Below are 19,652 nucleotides of genomic sequence, written 5' to 3' on the forward strand. Positions count from 1 at the left end.
GTTAACGCCCCAATTAATGCCAATTTTCCTAACTTCATTATTGTTTCCCCCTATTAATTTTTGTAATTTTTAAAACCAGAAATCATACACACAATAATATAATCTACTGTATTATATTTCAAATATTTTCTAAAAAAATCCACAAATAAAAAGGCACGCCAAAGGTTCCTTCCTCCGATTTGAATCACTTTAATTCTAAGAATATGTATTGGACTCCCATTCAAGTATCATTTTTCTCAATGAACAATTGGTATATTTTAGGGTGTTTTCATTATTTTTATGTTAAGATATTTTGGTTGATATTCATCTTATTTTAGGAGGTTGGAAGATCTGTTACATGCTTTTCATATGAATTTTAGTTTCTATACAGAAAATATAAAAGTTTTAGGGTTATTAGGGAATTCTACTCGATTATCAATTGTTTGTAAATTGATTACATATGGATCGTTGTCAGTTTCTGATTTAAGTAAGCAAACAAGAATTACAGAGGATTTGATTGTACAACATTTGCGTAAATTAGCCTCTGGAAATATTGTAATTAGTGAACGTATAGGGAAAAGGCTTTATTTTAAAATAAAAGATAATAAAACAATTGAGATTATTAGGGTATTAGGGTTACAAAGTTAAATTTAATCATGTATATCCCCCAAAAGGGACACCTACGGACATAGGTGTCCCTTTTGGAGATACACGAAAATCCCTGTATCAGCTTTTACTTAAAAACACAGGAATACGCTTTCAATTTTCTTACAATTCTGTATAAATATTTATAATCATGGAAATAGTTTAAAAATTTTAGATTGATATGTAAAGATTAGAGAGGTAATTTACAAAATCGAAAGGGGATTTGATATGAATACAAAGTATGTTATTAATCCAAAATGTTTTCGGTTTAAAGTATTAAGTTTAGTTGCAGTTTTAATGATTACTATTTGTACATTTTTTGTAAGTGGAAATACAACCACTTTAGCTGCTACATCTGTACCTGTATATTTAAGTGACACGTTGACTCCGATTTCTGTTGTAGGAGATATAGAGAAAATAAATCCTAATTATTCTTCGTATAATAAAAACCAATCATTTTATAAAACGAAGTTATCTATTAATGGTGTGCAATATGACAAAGGAATTGGCTCACATGCAAATAGTACAATTAAGTACAATTTGCATGGACAGTATTCTAAATTTACAGTAGATGTAGGAATAGATGATCAAGTAGCAGCTGGTCATGGTTCTGTGAATTTTGTGATAATCGCTGATGGTAAAATTCTGTATATAAGTCCGGTTAAAAAATCTCACGATCCAGCTGAACATGTAGAAGTAAATATTGCAGGAAAAAATACACTGGAGTTAGTTTCGTATAATGCTAATGATAATATTGACAATGATCATGCTGACTGGGCGGATGCAAAATTGTTTACTCAATGAGTACAATATATTACTAAACTATAATTTACTAAAAAACTCCCTTAGTTATTTGAGGGAGTTTTAGTCAGAATATATCAATCTAAAAAAGTCGAGTTCCTAGCGTACAGGAAATCGGCTTTTTCTTTATGAAATTTTGCTTAGCGTACAAAATTTGCGAAATGTTGGTGCTATCCCATCGCTATCAAGCTAAGGTTTTATGCTGCCCCCTAAACAATAATTTTTTACATTTTTACTCTGGGGATGTCAATTTTACTATTTTGGGGGTATTTATTTTTACTAGCTTGATGGATATGGGGTTGATTTATTTTCTTAGGTTGATGGGCATATGGTGCTATCCCATTGCTATTAAGCTAAGAATTTAAGTGTAATATCATTTAAGGGAATACTTAAGATACAAATAAAATAACTTTTCCATGTCGTACTGTTTTATTAAAGACTTCCCTCAGTTGTAGCTAGTTCAATGCGACTGTAAATTCTGAGTTCGGTGCGCCAGCAAATACAACCGTTCCGTTCTCTGGTAGTTTCACTTTGTTATTGTCACTAACAACGGTAAAATTGACGCATACTCCATTCTCATCATACACCGCGAATGAACTTCCTGATTGCAACTCCACAGTCATCGTTTTCCCTGCTGCCGTTTGCGGAATTGTAAACCATTTGGCATGCCCATTTTCTTGCAGTGCAACTTTCGATAATTGACCTGCATCAAGGGATTTCACGTTAGATTCACTGACGTATAACAAGCTGGCCATCTCCATATATTCATTACCATTCTCTGTATAGAAATGGGCTTCCTTCGTATCCCGCCCATTCATCACGGGAATCTGAATTTGATGCATTGCCGAATTTGGACCCGTAATTTTTTTGCCGTCCCAATACCCATCCTTGATTGTAATTTGTGTATTAAGAGGCATTAGTTGTCCTAGATAGTTCATAGAATCAAATTTTTCGTTAACGAGGTAGAACTTGCCACCCTCACGCTTCGCCCATGTATCAGCTGTTTTCTTCGGTAACACATTGTTTTCTAATTTTTGGGCTAAATATTGAGTCAGCACATTTTGCCCCAATCCCGGCGATAATTCATATGTGCTCTCTCTCAAATAAACTTTTCCATTCTTCTCAGTAACGAAGTTAAGCTTGGAGGTACCCTTCTCATTTATAAAGCTTCCATCCGCCGTATATACATATTTTTCTTCCGGTTTAGTTGGTAAAAACAGTTCTCCCTTCTTCGTAATTTCTATTTTGAAATGGCTGCGGCTATTTCCATAAAAACCCGCTTTTTTTACCACGTCTTGAGGTACTTTAGCCTTGACTGGTTTGCCGAAGGATTTATCTGGTTTTATATCCTTAATTGTCCCTTTCTCTTTAAGCCTAGCTAGCAGTAATTTGTTTGCCAACAGTTGATTTGTCATGCTGGAGCCGCCGGAGGACAATACAGCTGCTGCCATCTTCTGTTCTGGAAGCACGACCAATGTAGCATGTTGCAGTATCGTATCCCCACCCTTAGTCAACGCTTTTATCCCATATTCACTGAATGGGTATAGTTTCACACTATCCCAGCCAAGACCATAGTTGAACACATTTTCGCTATCTCCCGGCCACATTCCTTTTTTATATTCTTCTTGTTCCATCGCCTTGACTGCTTTATTAGAGAGAATTTCTTTTCCCTGTCCCATAAATATTTGTGAGAATCGCACCACATCTTCTGCAGTAGAGGAGATTCCTCCCGTACCAATCAAGTTTACCATTTCACTTGGAAGCTGTCCCTGGTATGTCGGGGAATACTGTCCAGCCCGCTTTTCGTCTTCCCATTTGTCTTGCGATGTTATCGTATGATTCAGTTTTAATGGTTCTGTAAACTTTTGATGTAGAAATTCAGTAAAACTCATACCGCTGACTCTTTCTACCAAGATCTCAGCCAGCGTAAAACCGTCATTACAGTATACTGAGAACGCACCAGGATCTGCCTTCAAGTTTTGGTTGGACAATTGCTGCAACAAGATATCATGGGCATAAGCGTCATTATCTTTAAATAAAAATGCATTATTGAACGTGGAACCTTGCAAACCCGAGGAGTGATTCAACAACATACGCGGTGTAATACGCTTATATCGTTTATCTTTCATTTTGAAATCAGGAATATAGCGGGCAACAGGAGCATCCAAATCAACTTTTCCTTCGTCTACTAGTTTCATAACAGCCGCAGCCGTATATACTTTACTGGTTGAACCAATTCCGTATAGAGTATCTTTGGTTAGTGGTTCTTTCCCTTCTGTGTCATTCTTACCTGTCTGCCCCGACAAAATAAGTTTACCATTATCAATCAGCGCATACTGTACGCTAGTCGTCTCATAGGACTTCGTGAGTAGTTCAGCGTTCTCTGCAGCAATCTTCTCCAAATCTTTGCTACCAACTTCTTGGCTAGATACAACCGGAGTCTTACTGCTAGAAGAGGCTATCGCTCCTGTTGGTAGACTCATCGTTAGAGCCAAAGTAGCGGCTAACACCCCAGATAATTTATTTTCCATAAGAAAAATACCTCCTTAGATAAATGATTGATTTCATCTTTTATTTGTTCAATTACAAACATCACATAAACTACTATTCCGTCTTTATCCCTACTGTCTAAATTCAACAAGTAAAATACTTTTAAAAAGACCAGGATTCTCGGCTCTATCCATACACCATTCTGTCATAACCAAGGGTAAATCCTCTCTCTTTTACACCTATGTTAGTACCATAAAATTACTTTTTCATTTAGAATGCTCTTATTACTAGTTTGTTTTTCGTATAAATGTATCCTATTTACCCTCCCTCTTTTGCGCTTCTCTATATTTGTATCCTATACAATAAAAATTTCTTTTTTCTTATCCATTTCTTACAATTTCCTTACGTTCAAATCACTTCTATAATTAGGGAGGTTTTATTTTAAGATCTCCAGGATAATAAATGCTTATATAATCCCACGATTTCATAGAAGATGGATTAATAACCCTGCGCTAAATCATCATGCACATCTCTGATATTTCCTTGGATTCCCCCTCAACCTTTACCACAGTTCCAACCGGCATCAACACTTCTTCACGTTCTTATAAATAGTAATAACTAATCAATTCTTTACCTGAAAATAAATTAATATAGAAAAAGAGAGATAAGGTTAAAATACCTTTATCTCTCCTTTCCTCTCACATATTATGCGAAGGATTTTTTTATTTTGGGGTTAATCTGTTTTCTTAGCTTGATGGGCATGTGGTGCTACCCCAAGTAGTAAAAGCACCTGTAATGTACATTCAAGTCGAACCAGGTAGTCCATAATAAAAAGTTATTAACTAAATTAGTAAAAGTAATTAGTTGATATAAGTTAACAACTTGTAAAATGTAAGTAAATAACTACATATAAAGGTGTACGGCAACGATTCGAGGTATGAGGGCCCACTATGAAAGAAAAGCTAATTGATAAAATAAAAACCGTAGAAATTAAATATTTCCACGGTTTTTATTTTTACCTAAGATCCTTTTACTTATTTTACAACAATATAGAACTTACCTGGCATTTCATTTTGTGCATCTTGAAATATTTTTAAAATTAAATCCGCATAAGGTCCTAATATTTTTTGAGTACTCTCGAAAAAATCCCATTCTATTGTTATAGGATGACCTATAAATCCAGTTAAACAGTCCCACAAAGCATCTGCATTTTCCCCATAAAAACTAGGGAAATCTAATTGTTTTTTTAATTTTTGGTGCAATACTTCTTTACTAGTAAATGTTCTTCCATCCAATTTTACTATATTCATAAATTTAATCCCTCTATTTCCTATTTTACTTCGGTAAACGTTTTATAATGATCAGAAGTTTTATACACTAATCCATCATTAGAATAAAGAATTCTATCATTACCTCGATACCCTGATGAATAATTAATATCCGCTTCATACCAAGTCCTATTTGGAGCACTTGGTAATAGCCCTTCATTTCCCCCTTAACATCAGGTGTTATCTACATAATTGAATTGATAATACACCCATACATTAGTAATTACTTCACGATCCTATTTTAAGTTTACAAAATTCCAAAAAGGCCCCTCTCATTAAAAATAAAAAGGGGCACTTTTTTAGTAATCTACATGTTAAGTGTGTATAAACCCTAAGGCATACGATCTTTTAAATCAGCTAAAGGTATAAGTTTGTCGACAAGCCATAATTTCTTATTTCCATCATAGATAAGGTTTATTTGCATTAATGACATATTATCAGATGAAACACCATTAACTGTAATTTTACTTTTCACTTTTGCCAATACATTTGCTTTTGTAGTATCCAAAAATGCATAATACAACTCGCCACCTGTGTATTCAGATTGAAATGAAACTTTCTTCTTTTCTTTCTCATCTCCAGTTCCAGGAGCAGATTGCGTTGGTCCACCTGGGGGTGTTAATTCTTTCTTTGCATTTGGTGTTATATATGCATCGATATTAGCAAGGTATGATTCACCTTTACCCGTATCATAAGTACGGAAAGCTTTAAGAAATCGTTCTGCAGCTTCCTTTACTTGTTGTTGATTATTACTCTTTAGAGCTGACAATTCCTTTTTCGTATCGCTGTATTGTGCCTCCACCTTTTCCACTTTTTTCGTTAATTTTATATTATCAGTTTTAAGTTTTTCATTATCAGATTGATATTTTATTAAAAACCCTACACTAGCTATTAATAAAATTGCTATTATAATGATGATTTTCTTCATGATTTACCTCCTTTTCGCAGTTTCATAAGTTGCTAGGTGTTACATGATTATTATCTAACTACACGACCATACCCTGCAAAATGCTGTTGAAAATATGGTTTACCTAAATCAGCATAGCCAATCGGATTGCCAGCATGATACATTGTATTATTTCCTACATAAATGCCAACATGCGTAATGTAGTTACTTGTAGCATAAGTACTATGGAAAAACACTAAATCTCCTGGCTTAGGATCTGTTATACGTTGGGTTTTATCCCATTGGGTTTGTGCAGTACCAAATAAATTAATACCAACCCTTGAATACGTATACTCAATAATTCCACTACAGTCAAATGACGTATTTGGTGTTCGCCCTCCAAACACATATGGCCATCCCTGATACTTTAGTGCTTCTGCCATAATTGCTTGGAATACATCATCACCTAAAACGCTACCACCAGCAATTCCACCAGAACCACCAGGAGTTTGACCAGATTGATAGTATCTCATAATATGTGGGACATAGTCTGGATCACCATAACACCAATTATTAGCTACTGCCTCTGCACTTCGCCACGAACCACATTTATACCCATTTTTAGCTGATTGCTCTGCAGAAAATGCTCTTGCATTCTCGTGTGTATATCCACCTTTCGAAACTGCATAGTTAGCGTATCCAGTTCCGTAGTTATAACATTGTAATGTGGTATTTTGATCACCATTTGATTTTTTATGACAATCAGCAAAATGCATTAAACCATATTTTATACTTTCCTCTGGATCAGTAAAATACCCTGGAGGATGCCCTTGTGATTCCGAGCTTTGCATTACATCTAATTGTGTTCCAGAACTTTCTTGTTGGATAAGAGCAAGAATTAAAGGAGTCATTGCTTCAATACCATGCTGTGCCGCATATTTCCTTACCAACGGCTCCCATCTCATTACTTCAGGACTAACACTTGCAGTCCCTGGGGCAAAAGGACCACCAATTCCTCCAGGACTGACTTCATCTTCACTCATACTAGCAGTTAATAAAAATATCACTATACCTAAACCTGCAACAACAGCCAGAATAACACCGGCTATTATTAATAATGGCTTTGCAACAGCAACTGTTGCTGCCTTTTGAGCTACTTTAACTGCTACTTTCTTACCTACTTGTGCAACTGCTTTACCCGCTACTTTTGATCCTTTACCAGCTGCCTTCCCTAAAGAATGGCCTGCCTTTTTCAAGGCAGGCTTAGCATTCTCTAGTTCAACTTCAGGATGATGTTCATTTTCAAAGTTGCGATTTGGTTCCGCACTCAATGTATAAACCCTCCCTCACGAGCTGAATTATTTTGGTTTTACGGTTTCTTTTGCTTTTACATTTTTTAAGGCTTCTTGTTGTGTTTGTGCTTTTGCATTAACTTTCTTAATATCTGCTCCTTCTTTTACATGTTGTTGATTATTCACTTTAGGAACATTTTTAGTTTGTTGTTGATTAACTGGTTTTACCTCTACTGGCTTTGGTGGTGTACTCACCTGTGAAGTAGTGACTGGCTTACTCTCTATTGGATTCGCTGGTATTGGTGTTGTTCCTGACTGTGGTGGTGTAATTGGCTTACTCTCTATCGGATTCGCTGGCAATGGTGTCGTTCCTGACTGTGGTGGTGTAATTGGCTTACTCTCTATCGGATTCGCTGGTATTGGTGTTGTTCCTGACTGTGGTGGTGTAATTGGTTTACTCTCTATCGGATTTGCTGGTACTGGTGTTGTTCCTGACTGTGGTGGTGTAATTGGTTTACTCTCTATCGGATTCGCTGGTATTGGTGTCGTTCCTGACTGTGGTGGTGTAATTGGCTTACTCTCTATCGGATTCGCTGGTATTGGTGTCGTTCCTGACTGTGGTGGTGTAATCGGTTTATCATCCGTTGACTTAGTTTGACCCGTTGGTGTTTTAATTGCCGCTACTGGTTTTACTTCCGCTTTTACATCTTCTTGCTTATTCTCGAGACCACCATTATTTTGAGTCGCAGCCGGTCTGATTTGAGCTTTTTCATCTTCTTTATTACCTAGTTCCTCATTTAATGGTGCTACTGGTTTAACATCCGCCTTTACATCTTCTTCTTTATCTTTTAATTCTGCTTGTTGTACTTCAATATTATTATCTTGAGGTTTCTCTCGTACTGCTAATTCTGGATTTTCTTTAGTTGCGGCTACTTCTTCCTGAACCATTTCTTGCTCCTGATGTCCTTTTCTATCACGAACACCTAAATTTTCTTCTTTTTTCATTTGACTAATATTTTTTTCTTTTTCTGCTTGCATTTGCTCTTTTTCCTTACGCTTACCATCTGCTACCTTTTCTTTTCTATCAGCATAGTTTTCTTTCAACTGTTTAAACTTACTATAGCCCGATTTACCCACTTTCCCGGCCATTGCCGCACTTGCAACACCCGCGGCGCCAGCTACTGCTACACCTCTTCCAACTGCCTTAGATCCACGTCTAACATCACGATATTTCTGCCTAATATTACTCATAGCATCCGATGCCCGTGCAGCTCCTGCACTTGCTGGTACCGTAGTAATAGCATCAAAAATTGTTTTACGATATAACCAAACACCTAAGAATGAAAGTACTTGTAATGCAGCAACTACTAAATAACCATACTTATCAGTTGCACTAAATAAGATTGAAGAAACCCAAAACATTAAAGTTATAAGAAAGCCAATTGCAACTTTCATAAGTAGCGTTCGGAACAATTCAGATAAAAATCTTTTTGCTGTCCCAGTCCATGCAGGTACTAATGCCATCAATAACATTACTGGTGACATTAATGCTACGATAATAAACATTAATTGGTAGAACAACATCGCCATACTACATAAGCCTAAGACAACCCATAAAGGTCCATTGATTACGAAAAGCAATAATACTAATGCACCACGTTCGAAAGTAGCATCCAAAGTTAATATCGTATTTTTCTTCTGCTCTACTTCCTCTTTTAATAGCTCCTGCCTTTCATCTACCGCTATTGTTGTTAACATTTTCTTAATTCTTTCATCACCGATTTTCTTCATATCTGTTGTACCAAACTGTAATAATGTATAAGGTTGTTTGATTAATAGGGTGTGTGTTAAATCAGTGATGGAATCGACACCGCTTGAATATCCTTCATTTGCTCCACTAATACTTTGTGTTGAATCAAGAACAGTTTTATTTACTTGTTCCGAGAAAGTGTTCAATCCTTTGATAATATAACTTGAATTTGCGAAAAAACCTAAAGTAAAAACTAAGATACCTAATGCTTTTAACAATCCTCCTAGCATATCTGACTGGCGTCGTTGTACAAAACCTACCCAGATAACCCAGCAAGCTAATAAAGCTAACATGAGTCCAATTAATTCACTATATATTCCATTCCCCCAAGAACCATTGAACCCGGCTGCTTTAGTAATTACATCGCCTAATTTATCTCCTACATCAGCTACAATATTGAGACTCATAGATTGGCCAACCATACTTGTAACAAAAGTACTAACTCCAAGATTAATGGTCCATCCAATACTTATAAGACTAAATAATACAGCAACCATTTGTTCTTTAACTTTATCTCCCCATTTCCAAAACTTAAGGGATTCACCAAATCCACCTTCTGGTGTATAAATATCAATCCCATAGCTACTTGGAGGGTACTCTTCATATTTTAATTTTTCCTTATTCTTTGGAATAATATCGTCTATAAGAGAAGGTCTGGGTTCTTCCTCAGCATATACTGGAGCAGCTTTAAAAAATAAATTAAATGCTAAAAGAAATGTACAAACCAATAACAATAGGGTAATAAACTTTTTCATTACATGTTACTCCCCCTTTTATGGGAAACCCATTAATCTTTCGAACTAAACTCTTTTGTAGGTTTAGTATTTGCTACTTCATCGATTTCATTTCGATAAGGGGCAGCATAACTACGTACTTTAAAACCATCTTCTGTACGAACTACTCTTACCCATTTAACTGCTTTATCGATATTTTTAGGGGGCTTCTTTGAAATAAAGTTATACATAATTGTATCCTTATCTACTACATACTCTTTTACTGTATAATCTTTGTAAGATAAATTATTTTGTGGTCCTTGATTCGGATCTAAAATTTTATTTTTATCTCCATCGACGATAAGCTTTCTAATTGTTTTATTATCATTTTGTAAGTCGGCCTTTACAAAATCCAACATCATTTCCCTAGGAGTGTGCCCCTGTTTATCTTTTTCTTCCCCTACATTTGTTTCGCTATTTCCACATGCAGCACTCAGAATTAGAGCGCCAGCACATATGCTAGATAGCATTAATTTTTTTAGTTTAGTTTTTACCATGTTAACTCACTCCTACGTTTATTTTTTCTCCCCCTTCTTCGACAAAGGTTGCATTAACTTCCTGCTTTTCATCATCATTTGACTTTCTATAATTCTTCCTTGCATTTGGTCTAGTATCAAATGCATCGTATAAATCTTTAAACACTACATCCATTGTGACAACACCTGTTCTTCCTTGGATATCTTGGAATAAACATTGTCCTGTTTCTAAATTAGTAATAATCGCATGATTTTCTTCATTATCAGGTAATCCAAAGAAATCTAAGATTGAAGAAATCTCTTTACTGTCGGTATTACGGAATGAGAACTTCATACCGATATTATTCTTAAATGTCTCATCTCCAAGGTCACTTGCACTTTGAGTAGCAAAGTATACTGCAGAGTTTAAGGCACGACCTTCACGAACTAGCTTACGAGCTAACTCTCGCCCTTGAGAAGTTCCCATGATTGCCCATGCTTCATCCAATAAAACAATTTTGAATTTAGTAGTGTCTTTTTGAAAGAATTTTCTTGCAAAGGAAGATAGAGACATCAGCATACTAACCGATAAATTTTCTTGCAAGGTATAATCTTTCGGATCTTTTTGAATGTCTGGCATATCAAGATGCTGAATTTGTATGATATTTACTGCTGTATCAAGTTCAATGTCTCTATTTGTTCCATCACCAAAGATTAAGTGTGCAAAGGATAAATTCTCAAAAGCTTGAATATGAGCAGCTAATTGTTGATCCACTTTATCCTCACTATCTTCAAGGTATTGAGATACAGCTGTTAAGCACGGTTCTTCCATCCCTGCAACAAATTCTACAGCCGAAGCCAAACGCGGGAATTTTTCCGAGTTATCAGGTTTAATACCTGTAATGAAAGTAAGAATTGTCATTGCTAACTCAATTGCATCTTTTCTGCTATGTTTATAAATGATAAATGGGTCTAGTTTCCCTTCATCTCGTCTATCAGTCCCTAGTGTAATTACATTTACCTTACCTTCTAAACCGTGTAAATCTTCTGTCCAGTTTCCCCGCTCACCTTTTGGATCGACTATCAGTGTTTGAGCTCCTCCAAGTACAGCTAGGTAAACAATTAAGTTCGTTCCAAATGATTTACCGGAACCAGTACTTCCTGTTACTGCAACTGAAAGTGCACTCGTTTTTTGATTTGCAACGGTATTTGTCGCTGCGAGAGAAGGTGTCATATAAACTGCTTTGTTTAAAATACCAGTTGTACCTATATAAAATCCGATATTATCACCTAAATCTTGTGTTGCACCAAACATACCGGCCGCCAGAACTCCAGGCTCCATAAAGTGTATATAATCATTTACATATCTTCTAGCACCAGGGATAAATTCATTAAACAGTAGGAACTGATCTCCATATGGTCTTACTAGTTCAATCATCATCTCTCTATAAATAGAAATAAGTGAATTGGTGTTTCGACGCATTGTATCTAAATCTTCAGCACATATACAGAAAGATACTGATGTCTTAACTAGTGGCATACGTGTCTTTTGTATAAGGGCTTGTAATTCAGTAGCTTCTTGAACACCTTCATACACGTTTAGCCCAACAGTTTGTGCATTTTCCCTTGCATGTGCTTCTTGGTCTTCTAAATCTTTTTTCTTTTTATTAAGTTTAGATAGAGCTTTACGATGGTTAATGTTTTCTGTACGAACACTTAGTTCGATTGGGAAATCTATATTTTGGATCATATACATCCACTCTTGGTCTGGAAATTCCATTGTGTATGGAATCTTCGATGCCGATAAGAAACTCATATATGCTTGATACTCTAATCCATCAGAACCGATTTGAGACATTTCTATATGTCTTCCTTTAACGTCTATTTCGGATTCTGTTAAGCGTAATAAACTCTCTTGATTCGGAAAGATAGCAGAATCATCATCAACTACTGGGGGCGTCCATCCTGCTGTAACAGGTGCTTCCAATGTACGATAGAAGTTTCGTAACACAATCCATTGAGTCTCATTTGTTTCTAGACTTCTTACTGCTAAATGTTTTCTTATTTTGTTTTTAAAAGCGCTAGATTCCCGTTTAAACATCTCTAAATCAGTTTTTAATATTTTGGTATCACCAAGTAATCCAAACTGTTCTGCAGTATTTTTAAAGGTATGAAATGCTGTATAAAGCATTTCCTTAAATCCTTCTTGTATGTGTCTTACTTTTAATTTCACACCAATAAAATAACGATATTCTACAGCGTTTTTACCAAATTTCCTTTCTAACTCATGGACAACGTCATCAGTATGATCTATTGCAAGCTCTTTTAGTTCTCCACTGATTGTTTGTTTAAACTCATCGGCTTTTTCTTTGAAATTCTGATAAACAGGTATCATTAAGAGATGTTTTTCTTCTTCATAATTCCAAAATAATCCGAGTTGTCGCATAAACAACGTATTTTTATCATCGTCTCCTTTAAATTCATAAGGAATCCCGTATGCCTCATAATACGCCCAGCAAGAACCATCTTGGTTAAAAATCAAATTATCATGAAAATATTTGACAGGAAATTCAACCTGATTCATTTGTACCTCCTTAGAGAAGAATATGAGACAAAACTAATTCTTCTGTATAGATTAATTAATTACTTTTTCTTAATTGAATCATTCTTAAAGCGGACTACCGTCTTATATTGATAGCTTCCAATATTACCAGTTGTATCCTTATAACGACTCAACTTCTTTCTTTCAAATGTGAATGCAAAGAATCGATATATAAATTTGTGTGGGCTCTTTCCATCTAATTCAACATTTCCAAAGAAGTACGCTATACCACCAGGTAATATTAAATATTTGAAAAAGACATTCTCTCCTAAGGGTAAAAACTGATCTAGAAATATAATTACTAAAAGTGTCCCAACAAAGATTCCCAGTTGTCTGTAAGGTACTGGGAAAGGGAGCGTTATGTCCCTTATCCCATATAAACTCTTTGGAATATCCCAAATAGAGTTATAAGTCCTTACTTCCTTACGAGTCGGTTTCTGAGTCACTTATACCAACTCCTTAAAAATTTATCGTTTTCCGACAGAAGACTCCTTCCTCAAAAATGTGAAGGTGTGAAGCACCAATTTTAGGTGGGAGATGAATGTCGGTTGGCATAAGCCAACATGTTTGCTATCATTTACTTGTACAGATTGCTCTTTGAAAACTGAAGATATGAGGTTGGTTGCAGAAAAACGTTGCAACCGTAAAATCTTCAACGTTCTTTCGCCCCACGCTTGCCGAAGTTGCGAAAACCAAGCTAAAGTAGGTAGTGTGGTGAGTCAACGTACAAGATACTTATGTTTTCACCGTAGGGACTACGGGTAGAGCCTGCTAAGATAACCGGTGGTTACATCGGTGTTCGCAGGAATCTCCCACTTCAAACAGTCCGTAAGGACGTAAGTGGTGAGTAGTTCAAGAGTTTTAATAGTTATCATTTGAAAACTAAGTTATATAATTTTGTTCCAAGGTCCTTAAATACGTCTGGTGAGAATACAAATACTGAAACAATTGCACAAAGTACCAGCCAACCAATTAAAGCTGCCATTTGTCGTTTTACAAGTAGAACAATTACACCGATGATTGCACAAACTAAAAAGATTGGACCTAACTGAGCTACTAACCAGTTTTTAATATTTACCCCAAAATTAATGTTCCCTAGAACCGCAGCATCCGTAATAGCAGGTAGTTGCTGAGCAACCATATCTAATCCCAAAAGCTCCATAATTATTTACCCTCCACTTTCTCTAATGTGTTTTCAAATTTCTTCATAGAGCTAATTGAAAACTTGTTATCTTTATTTATAAGATTTAAATCATATGTGTATGTGTACTCTAAGCTGCTATCATTGTCTTTTAACTTGGCATCAACTAAGACTCTGTATCCTTTATCCTTATCTTCATAAATTCGTAGGTTTTCTAATTTGCTAAATGTCATAATGCCTTTTAGTCCATTTGTTATATTACTTTTTTCAAAGTAGTAAGCAATTTCTTCTGGTGTTCCTTCTGTATAAACTTTAAATACTGATTGTAAAAATTGTTCTACTTTTTTCACTTCTGCATCTGTATTAATTTCTCGTCCTTCTGATTTGAATGTAGCCACTTTATAAGATGCCTTTTCTCTCTCTCCATGAACGATTGTAGGATTGTTAGGAACGACCATTTTTCCTTCCTCCATTAAAATCGGAATAGAGAAGTACCTGGTAACTTCTTTAGGCTCTTTTGGTGTATCTGGGGCTTGAGTCATTCCTGGAGCAGGATTATTTACAGGTTCTAGTTTCTGAATGATTTTCAATGTAACTTCTGCTTCATTTCCTTTTTGGCGGACCTCTACTGCTTCCGACTTAACTAAAGTACTAGAGGCGTTTTTTAAAGTGTCTCTATTTAATCCACCTTGCGCATCAGATCCTTCAACTAGAAATTTCTCTAATCGTTTTTTTCGCTCTTCAGCTACATTCATATCAACTTTCCAGTTAAAATAATTTGCGGCAAAACTATTCGCATATGCAATTAATTCTGCTTCTGACATTTTAATTTTTACGGGTTCCTCCTTCTTTTCTTGAACAGCTACTGCTCTAGGAGGACCGGCAAGTTGGATAAATGAAAGAGAGCTTCCTACAAACACGAATCCCATCACACACCAAAATGTAACCTTACCTACTTTTCTTCCTGTTATCGCCGGAACTTTCTCCCTTGTTTTACGTTTCTTCTTTTCTTTAAGTGCTTCTGAATTTTCTAGTTGCATATCTAATATTTCAGTTGTTTTATTCTTTGCTTTTTTAAAGAATGTAAATTTCTTTTTTTCGGCGTTTTTCTGGGATTTCTTTTTTACCATGTCTTCACCTCTCTTTTTAAATGGTTAGGAGATTACAAAGTTCATTGTAATTTCCACTAATCAACTATCTACTTTAAGTATGATTTACTTTTTTCAGAAATCTAAGAGAAATAAAAAGATTTATGTTTTATATCAAAATTTTTTTAGGAAGATTAAAACTAAATATAATGTTTATTAAAATACATAAAAAAAACCAATTCCATTAAGAAATGAAATTGGTTTTACACAGGGTCTAGTCTCTATAGTAAGTATTACACAATATAAAAACCTAATATAATATATATCTTTAATATATATAAAGAAAAAAGATAAAACTTTTATACAGAGAAAAAATCGTCTTAAAACATTGCTGTGCTAAGGGTTCATTATTACTCTAGCCGCAAAAAATCATAAAAAGTAAATACTGGGAATGTACTTAATGAGCTGAATGATGATTAAAAACTACAAAATATCGTAAAGTAGGTATATAAAAACTACATATAATCATCGTTAATTTGATGCGAGTGAATGAATAAATAATAAATGCAAATTTTGTTGACTTACGAACAAAAGTTCCACATTTATTAAAAACTACACACAATTTATTAACAAATTGGTCGAAGTTAGGAACAGAATCCACTTTTTAAACATAACTAACAGAAGTTTTGCTGATTTTAAGTAGATTTAGAGATAGAACATGATAAGAACAGCGCTTAAGGCTTTATGTTATACACATTAGGTCAAAATTATTAAGATATCAACAGAATTATAAAAAAATTTCTGCTTTTTTGTAGATGAAATAACACAAAAGGACTGAAAATTCAGATTTAACAGCTTGAAAATTGTGAATATCTCATTTTGATTTATGTGCAATGTATGTAATTGCATAAAAAATAGAGAGGCGTAATCATTAACATTGAAAACTTTCTCTCTGTTTTGTTAGAAGTAGTGCATTTCACAGGGGATCTTCAACACGAATAGCCCTCCACTTTTGTTTTTTCAAAAATAGAGAGCTGTATCTTTACATTGCTGGAAGCAGCTGATCAACCGAATGTGGTGTTTCACTTGTTGAACGGTAGTATGCTTCTAAGGATTGTAGAAACTGAATTAAATTAAAGTCTTCAGGGACCTCAATTACACGAATCTTTTCTTTCGGCAATTTATCAACTTTTTCAATGAACAGTTCACGAATATCACTAGGCATGTTAGTTCCTTGATGTCCGCTAGACTTTAATAGTTCACGGATTTCAATTTCTAATGCTGTATATGCGTTAATATTTACTCCTTGCTCATAAGCATATTTTCTAAATAGTGATTCCTCTTGATACTGCATGTAATTACGATGATAAGCATCTATAGTTACAGGTACAGCATATTTCGCATGAAGCAGGTCATGCGCTTTACGGAATAGCTTTTGAACATTGCGTAAAGAGTATATAGCAAAATGAGTACCAAATTTAAAAATGGCCTCTTCTTGATCATGTTTAGGTACATTATGTGTAATTAAAGGATAAATTCCAGTTTTAGCAGCTGTGTCTAATACACGATATTGAGAAGATTGCTTTAATAATTTACTTAGTGTATAAACTAGCTTTTTAGGATATCCTTCTTGTCGATCAATCATTTCTCGTAAGCCACGAACTACTTGGCGAATTTGACGGTGACAAGAGTGTTTTAAAACGTTAATGAATTGGTTCATATCCTTTGCAAATTCAGCAATATTCATTTCAACTAACAAGTTCTCAATGAATTTAACTTTACGCTTATATGTATCTCGTGGTGTAAAAGGATCACGGTATTCTGCTCCTTCTTCTTTCACGCATAAGAAATCAGGATGTACAGATAAATGCAATGTTGTATATTGCTTTTTATTCTTCTTCCCTTTTTCTAACTTGCAAATTTTAAATAAAGGAGATCCAGTAGCAGAAAGTTTTGTTTCTAATTCCTCAAGTACAGCACGAATCTGATGTGGGTATTTCTTATGTAAGTAACGATACATACCACCAAAGTGTGTTGAGTTTCCTTGTTCATCAACTTTGAATAAAGAACGTTTCAGGGTAGTTTCGCGTTTCTGCTGCATTGCTACATCCATGAATAGTTTCTTAGCTGCAATGGATAACTCAAAGAATTCTTTGGTAAATACTATCGGGCTAATAAATGTATATGCATTTGCTTTATTCGTTTCTTTATTCATGAAATCAGTTAAGGTGATTTTATATTTACCACTGTACTCATTTTCGATTGTAATGATGTTATGGAAACTTAACTTCTTCAAAGCCACATAAAATTGGGAGTGGTGAATATGTGCAAATGCTTCTTTATAATTTTTATAATCTTCCCAAAGCATGTGGATCGATACATGCGAAAGCTCACCATATGTATTACATTTTTTATGAAGAAATAGAAATACTTCTAAATCAGCATTTGTAATACCATATAGCTTATGTTTTCTGCCTTCGTTTTTATCAAATTCACTTACTTTATCTACAATCTTTTTCATTTTCAGTGAAAAAGATGGCTTTGCTTTAGCAACAAATCCCTCTTCATCTGCAATTCGTTCTTCATAGGACATTGAATTCACAATGTCTTCTAGATAGGTATCTTTAAAACTGTAATACTTACCTTCCAAAGCTGCTACTAACTTTTGCCATGATTTAATTGTTACAATTACCGGTGTTGTTGTTTCACCATTTAAACTACGTTTGTTCTTTATAACGAAAGGTTTTGCCATCTTTTTCACCTCCTTATATGTTAAGTTGCAGTTTTCCCCACAATTAGATATAGAATTTCATTTTTGATTATATCAAATCGAATGCTGGTGAAATCTGTCCCTTTAAGAGGAAAAATGAAAAAATGAAACGTGCCTCAATCCCTTGTGCGACAAGGGGTTTGACGTTTCATGAAAAAAAGTTTGTTGCCACCATAGGGCTATGAAGTTTTTTAAATATGAAACGTAGTATGTAGTGGGATAAATCTTTCTAAACCATTGATTTTATAGGGTTTTATGCTAATTTTGTTTTAAAGTTGTAGCCATCATATAGCTATAACGTTTCATGTTTTGATTGACTGAGAAATTTCTGTAGATTCCATATAAACACTGATATATAGGGAGTTATAACTGTTTTTAAATGAAAAGTTGTAGCCATCATACCGCTATAAACGTTTCATTTCGTTTCATGTTTCCTGCCGTCATATAGCTATAACGTTTCATGTTTTTAAAACAAGTTATATTTTATTGAAAGCTGCTGTAACCCTTGGTATATATAGATTTGTTTGAAGTTTTAAAGTGTAAGTTGTAGCCATCATATAGCTATAATGATTTTATTGTGTTTTCTTTCATATTTAATGAAATGGCTTTATATCAACGTTTATTAGTAAAATACATAGAATAAAAAATTTTTTAGTCGAATGATTTTCAGGATATTCTCGTTTCATTTTTTAAAAGTTGTAGCCATCATATAGCTATAACGTTTCATAAATTACGAAATTATAACCACAATATAGCTATTCATTATTATAAGTAAGAAGTAATAGCCATGATAAGGCTATATAGTTTCAAGTAAGGGCTTATAGCCGCGATAAGGCTATGCAGTTTCAAATAAGAAGTAATAGCCAGGATGAAGGCTATGCAGTTTCAAATAAGAAGTTTATAGCCAGGATAAGGCTATGTAGTTTTAAATAAGGGCTTATAGCCACGATAAGGCTATGTAGTTTCAAGTAAGAGGTAACAGCCATGATAAAGCTATACAGTTTCAAATAAGAGCTTATAGCCATGATAAGGCTACATAGTTTCAAGTAAGAAGTAATAGCCATGATAAGGCTATATAGTTTCAAATAAGAAGCAATAACCATGATGAAGCTATACAGTTTCAAATAAGAGTTTATAGCCGCAATAAAGCTATGTAGTTTCAAATAAGAGTTTATAGCCCCGATAAAGCTATGCAGTTTCAAATAAGAGTTTATAGCCATGATAAGGCTATGTAGTTTTAAATAAGAAGCAGCTGGGGGATTTAAGTTTTGAATTAGAGTAACAAGTTATCTAGGCGTTAAGCAAAAAATCAGTGTGTTTAACTAATTTACTTTTAAAAATTGAAATTGTATTGTAAAGTAGTGATTTTACAAATAGAAGCAGTTTTATATAATTAAAGACAAGTAAATAGAATTTAAATGATCTACGATAAAACGAGTAAAATCAACGATTGTGCGGATTATTCAGATAATACTTCACCTTAGAGGTTATGTGGTTTTTCATCTAAATGGGAAAAATAAACGCATTTTGATTCAGTCATTCGTGTGAACTACCCGCCACTTAACGTCCTAGCGGACTGTTTGAAGTGGGGG

General features: G+C 34.6%; 13 protein-coding genes and 1 pseudogene. 2 read left to right on the top strand and 12 right to left on the bottom strand.

From position 1 onward, the window contains the following. Positions 1 to 348: 348 nt before the first annotated feature. Both COK05_RS27770 and COK05_RS27775 read left to right on the top strand, forming a co-directional pair. Positions 349 to 627 (top strand): ArsR/SmtB family transcription factor, encoded by a 279-nt coding sequence (locus COK05_RS27770; protein ID WP_098615111.1) that lies wholly within the window; start codon positions 349 to 351, stop codon positions 625 to 627. A 225-nt stretch (positions 628 to 852) separates the two neighbouring features. Next, positions 853 to 1,428, top strand: coding sequence for an NPCBM/NEW2 domain-containing protein (locus COK05_RS27775; RefSeq protein ID WP_098615100.1), 576 nt, complete (start codon positions 853 to 855; stop codon positions 1,426 to 1,428). 452 nt (positions 1,429 to 1,880) lie between these two features. Here COK05_RS27775 and COK05_RS27780 read toward each other — a convergent pair whose 3' ends face one another. The 12 genes and pseudogenes from COK05_RS27780 to COK05_RS27850 form a co-directional block, all read right to left on the bottom strand. Beyond that, entirely contained in the window at positions 1,881 to 3,956 is a 2,076-nt protein-coding gene (locus COK05_RS27780) for a serine hydrolase domain-containing protein (protein ID WP_098615101.1), read from the bottom strand. Between the two features lie 993 nt (positions 3,957 to 4,949). Next, positions 4,950 to 5,225, bottom strand: coding sequence for a barstar family protein (locus tag COK05_RS27790; RefSeq protein ID WP_098615102.1), 276 nt, complete (start codon positions 5,223 to 5,225; stop codon positions 4,950 to 4,952). Between the two features lie 20 nt (positions 5,226 to 5,245). Beyond that, a pseudogene (locus COK05_RS27795) lies at positions 5,246 to 5,392 on the bottom strand (ribonuclease domain-containing protein); the annotation flags it as partial. Positions 5,393 to 5,574: 182 nt separating this feature from the next. Further along, on the bottom strand, positions 5,575 to 6,171 hold the full coding sequence (locus COK05_RS27800) for a hypothetical protein (RefSeq protein ID WP_098615103.1): 597 nt from the start codon (positions 6,169 to 6,171) through the stop codon (positions 5,575 to 5,577). 50 nt (positions 6,172 to 6,221) lie between these two features. Continuing rightward, positions 6,222 to 7,460, bottom strand: coding sequence for a bifunctional lytic transglycosylase/C40 family peptidase (locus COK05_RS27805; protein WP_098615104.1), 1,239 nt, complete (start codon positions 7,458 to 7,460; stop codon positions 6,222 to 6,224). A gap of 27 nt (positions 7,461 to 7,487) precedes the next feature. Continuing rightward, complete coding sequence (locus COK05_RS27810) at positions 7,488 to 9,986, bottom strand: MFS transporter (RefSeq protein WP_098615105.1); 2,499 nt, start codon at positions 9,984 to 9,986, stop codon at positions 7,488 to 7,490. Between the two features lie 32 nt (positions 9,987 to 10,018). Beyond that, positions 10,019 to 10,501: a hypothetical protein gene (locus tag COK05_RS27815; protein ID WP_098615106.1), complete on the bottom strand. Its 483-nt coding sequence runs from the start codon at positions 10,499 to 10,501 to the stop codon at positions 10,019 to 10,021. Between the two features lies 1 nt (position 10,502). Beyond that, positions 10,503 to 13,043 carry an ATP-binding protein gene (locus tag COK05_RS27820; RefSeq protein WP_098615107.1) on the bottom strand — a complete coding sequence of 847 codons (2,541 nt, stop codon included), beginning with the start codon at positions 13,041 to 13,043 and terminating at the stop codon, positions 10,503 to 10,505. A gap of 59 nt (positions 13,044 to 13,102) precedes the next feature. Then, a complete protein-coding gene (locus tag COK05_RS27825; protein WP_098615108.1) occupies positions 13,103 to 13,507 on the bottom strand; it encodes a TcpE family conjugal transfer membrane protein in 405 nt (134 codons plus the stop codon). 425 nt (positions 13,508 to 13,932) lie between these two features. Continuing rightward, the gene (locus COK05_RS27835) at positions 13,933 to 14,223 is read right to left on the bottom strand and encodes a hypothetical protein (RefSeq protein ID WP_050845184.1); all 291 of its coding nucleotides are present in this window, start codon (positions 14,221 to 14,223) and stop codon (positions 13,933 to 13,935) included. 2 nt (positions 14,224 to 14,225) lie between these two features. Then, positions 14,226 to 15,332: a conjugal transfer protein gene (locus COK05_RS27840; protein ID WP_098615109.1), complete on the bottom strand. Its 1,107-nt coding sequence runs from the start codon at positions 15,330 to 15,332 to the stop codon at positions 14,226 to 14,228. A 1,000-nt stretch (positions 15,333 to 16,332) separates the two neighbouring features. Next, complete coding sequence (locus COK05_RS27850; RefSeq protein ID WP_098615110.1) at positions 16,333 to 18,042, bottom strand: hypothetical protein; 1,710 nt, start codon at positions 18,040 to 18,042, stop codon at positions 16,333 to 16,335. Positions 18,043 to 19,652: the final 1,610 nt, after the last annotated feature.

This window comes from Bacillus cereus (genome assembly GCF_002567495.1).
GTDB lineage: Bacteria > Bacillota > Bacilli > Bacillales > Bacillaceae_G > Bacillus_A > Bacillus_A cereus_AQ.

Excerpts from the sequence above, each read along its gene's own strand:
- COK05_RS27770 (WP_098615111.1), top strand. The coding sequence starts at position 349 with ATGAATTTTAGTTTCTATACAGAAAATATAAAAGTTTTAGGGTTATTA.
- COK05_RS27775 (WP_098615100.1), top strand. The coding sequence starts at position 853 with ATGAATACAAAGTATGTTATTAATCCAAAATGTTTTCGGTTTAAAGTA.
- COK05_RS27780 (WP_098615101.1), bottom strand. The coding sequence starts at position 3,956 with ATGGAAAATAAATTATCTGGGGTGTTAGCCGCTACTTTGGCTCTAACG.
- COK05_RS27790 (WP_098615102.1), bottom strand. The coding sequence starts at position 5,225 with ATGAATATAGTAAAATTGGATGGAAGAACATTTACTAGTAAAGAAGTA.
- COK05_RS27800 (WP_098615103.1), bottom strand. The coding sequence starts at position 6,171 with ATGAAGAAAATCATCATTATAATAGCAATTTTATTAATAGCTAGTGTA.
- COK05_RS27810 (WP_098615105.1), bottom strand. The coding sequence starts at position 9,986 with ATGAAAAAGTTTATTACCCTATTGTTATTGGTTTGTACATTTCTTTTA.
- COK05_RS27815 (WP_098615106.1), bottom strand. The coding sequence starts at position 10,501 with ATGGTAAAAACTAAACTAAAAAAATTAATGCTATCTAGCATATGTGCT.
- COK05_RS27820 (WP_098615107.1), bottom strand. The coding sequence starts at position 13,043 with ATGAATCAGGTTGAATTTCCTGTCAAATATTTTCATGATAATTTGATT.
- COK05_RS27835 (WP_050845184.1), bottom strand. The coding sequence starts at position 14,223 with ATGGAGCTTTTGGGATTAGATATGGTTGCTCAGCAACTACCTGCTATT.
- COK05_RS27840 (WP_098615109.1), bottom strand. The coding sequence starts at position 15,332 with ATGGTAAAAAAGAAATCCCAGAAAAACGCCGAAAAAAAGAAATTTACA.
- COK05_RS27850 (WP_098615110.1), bottom strand. The coding sequence starts at position 18,042 with ATGGCAAAACCTTTCGTTATAAAGAACAAACGTAGTTTAAATGGTGAA.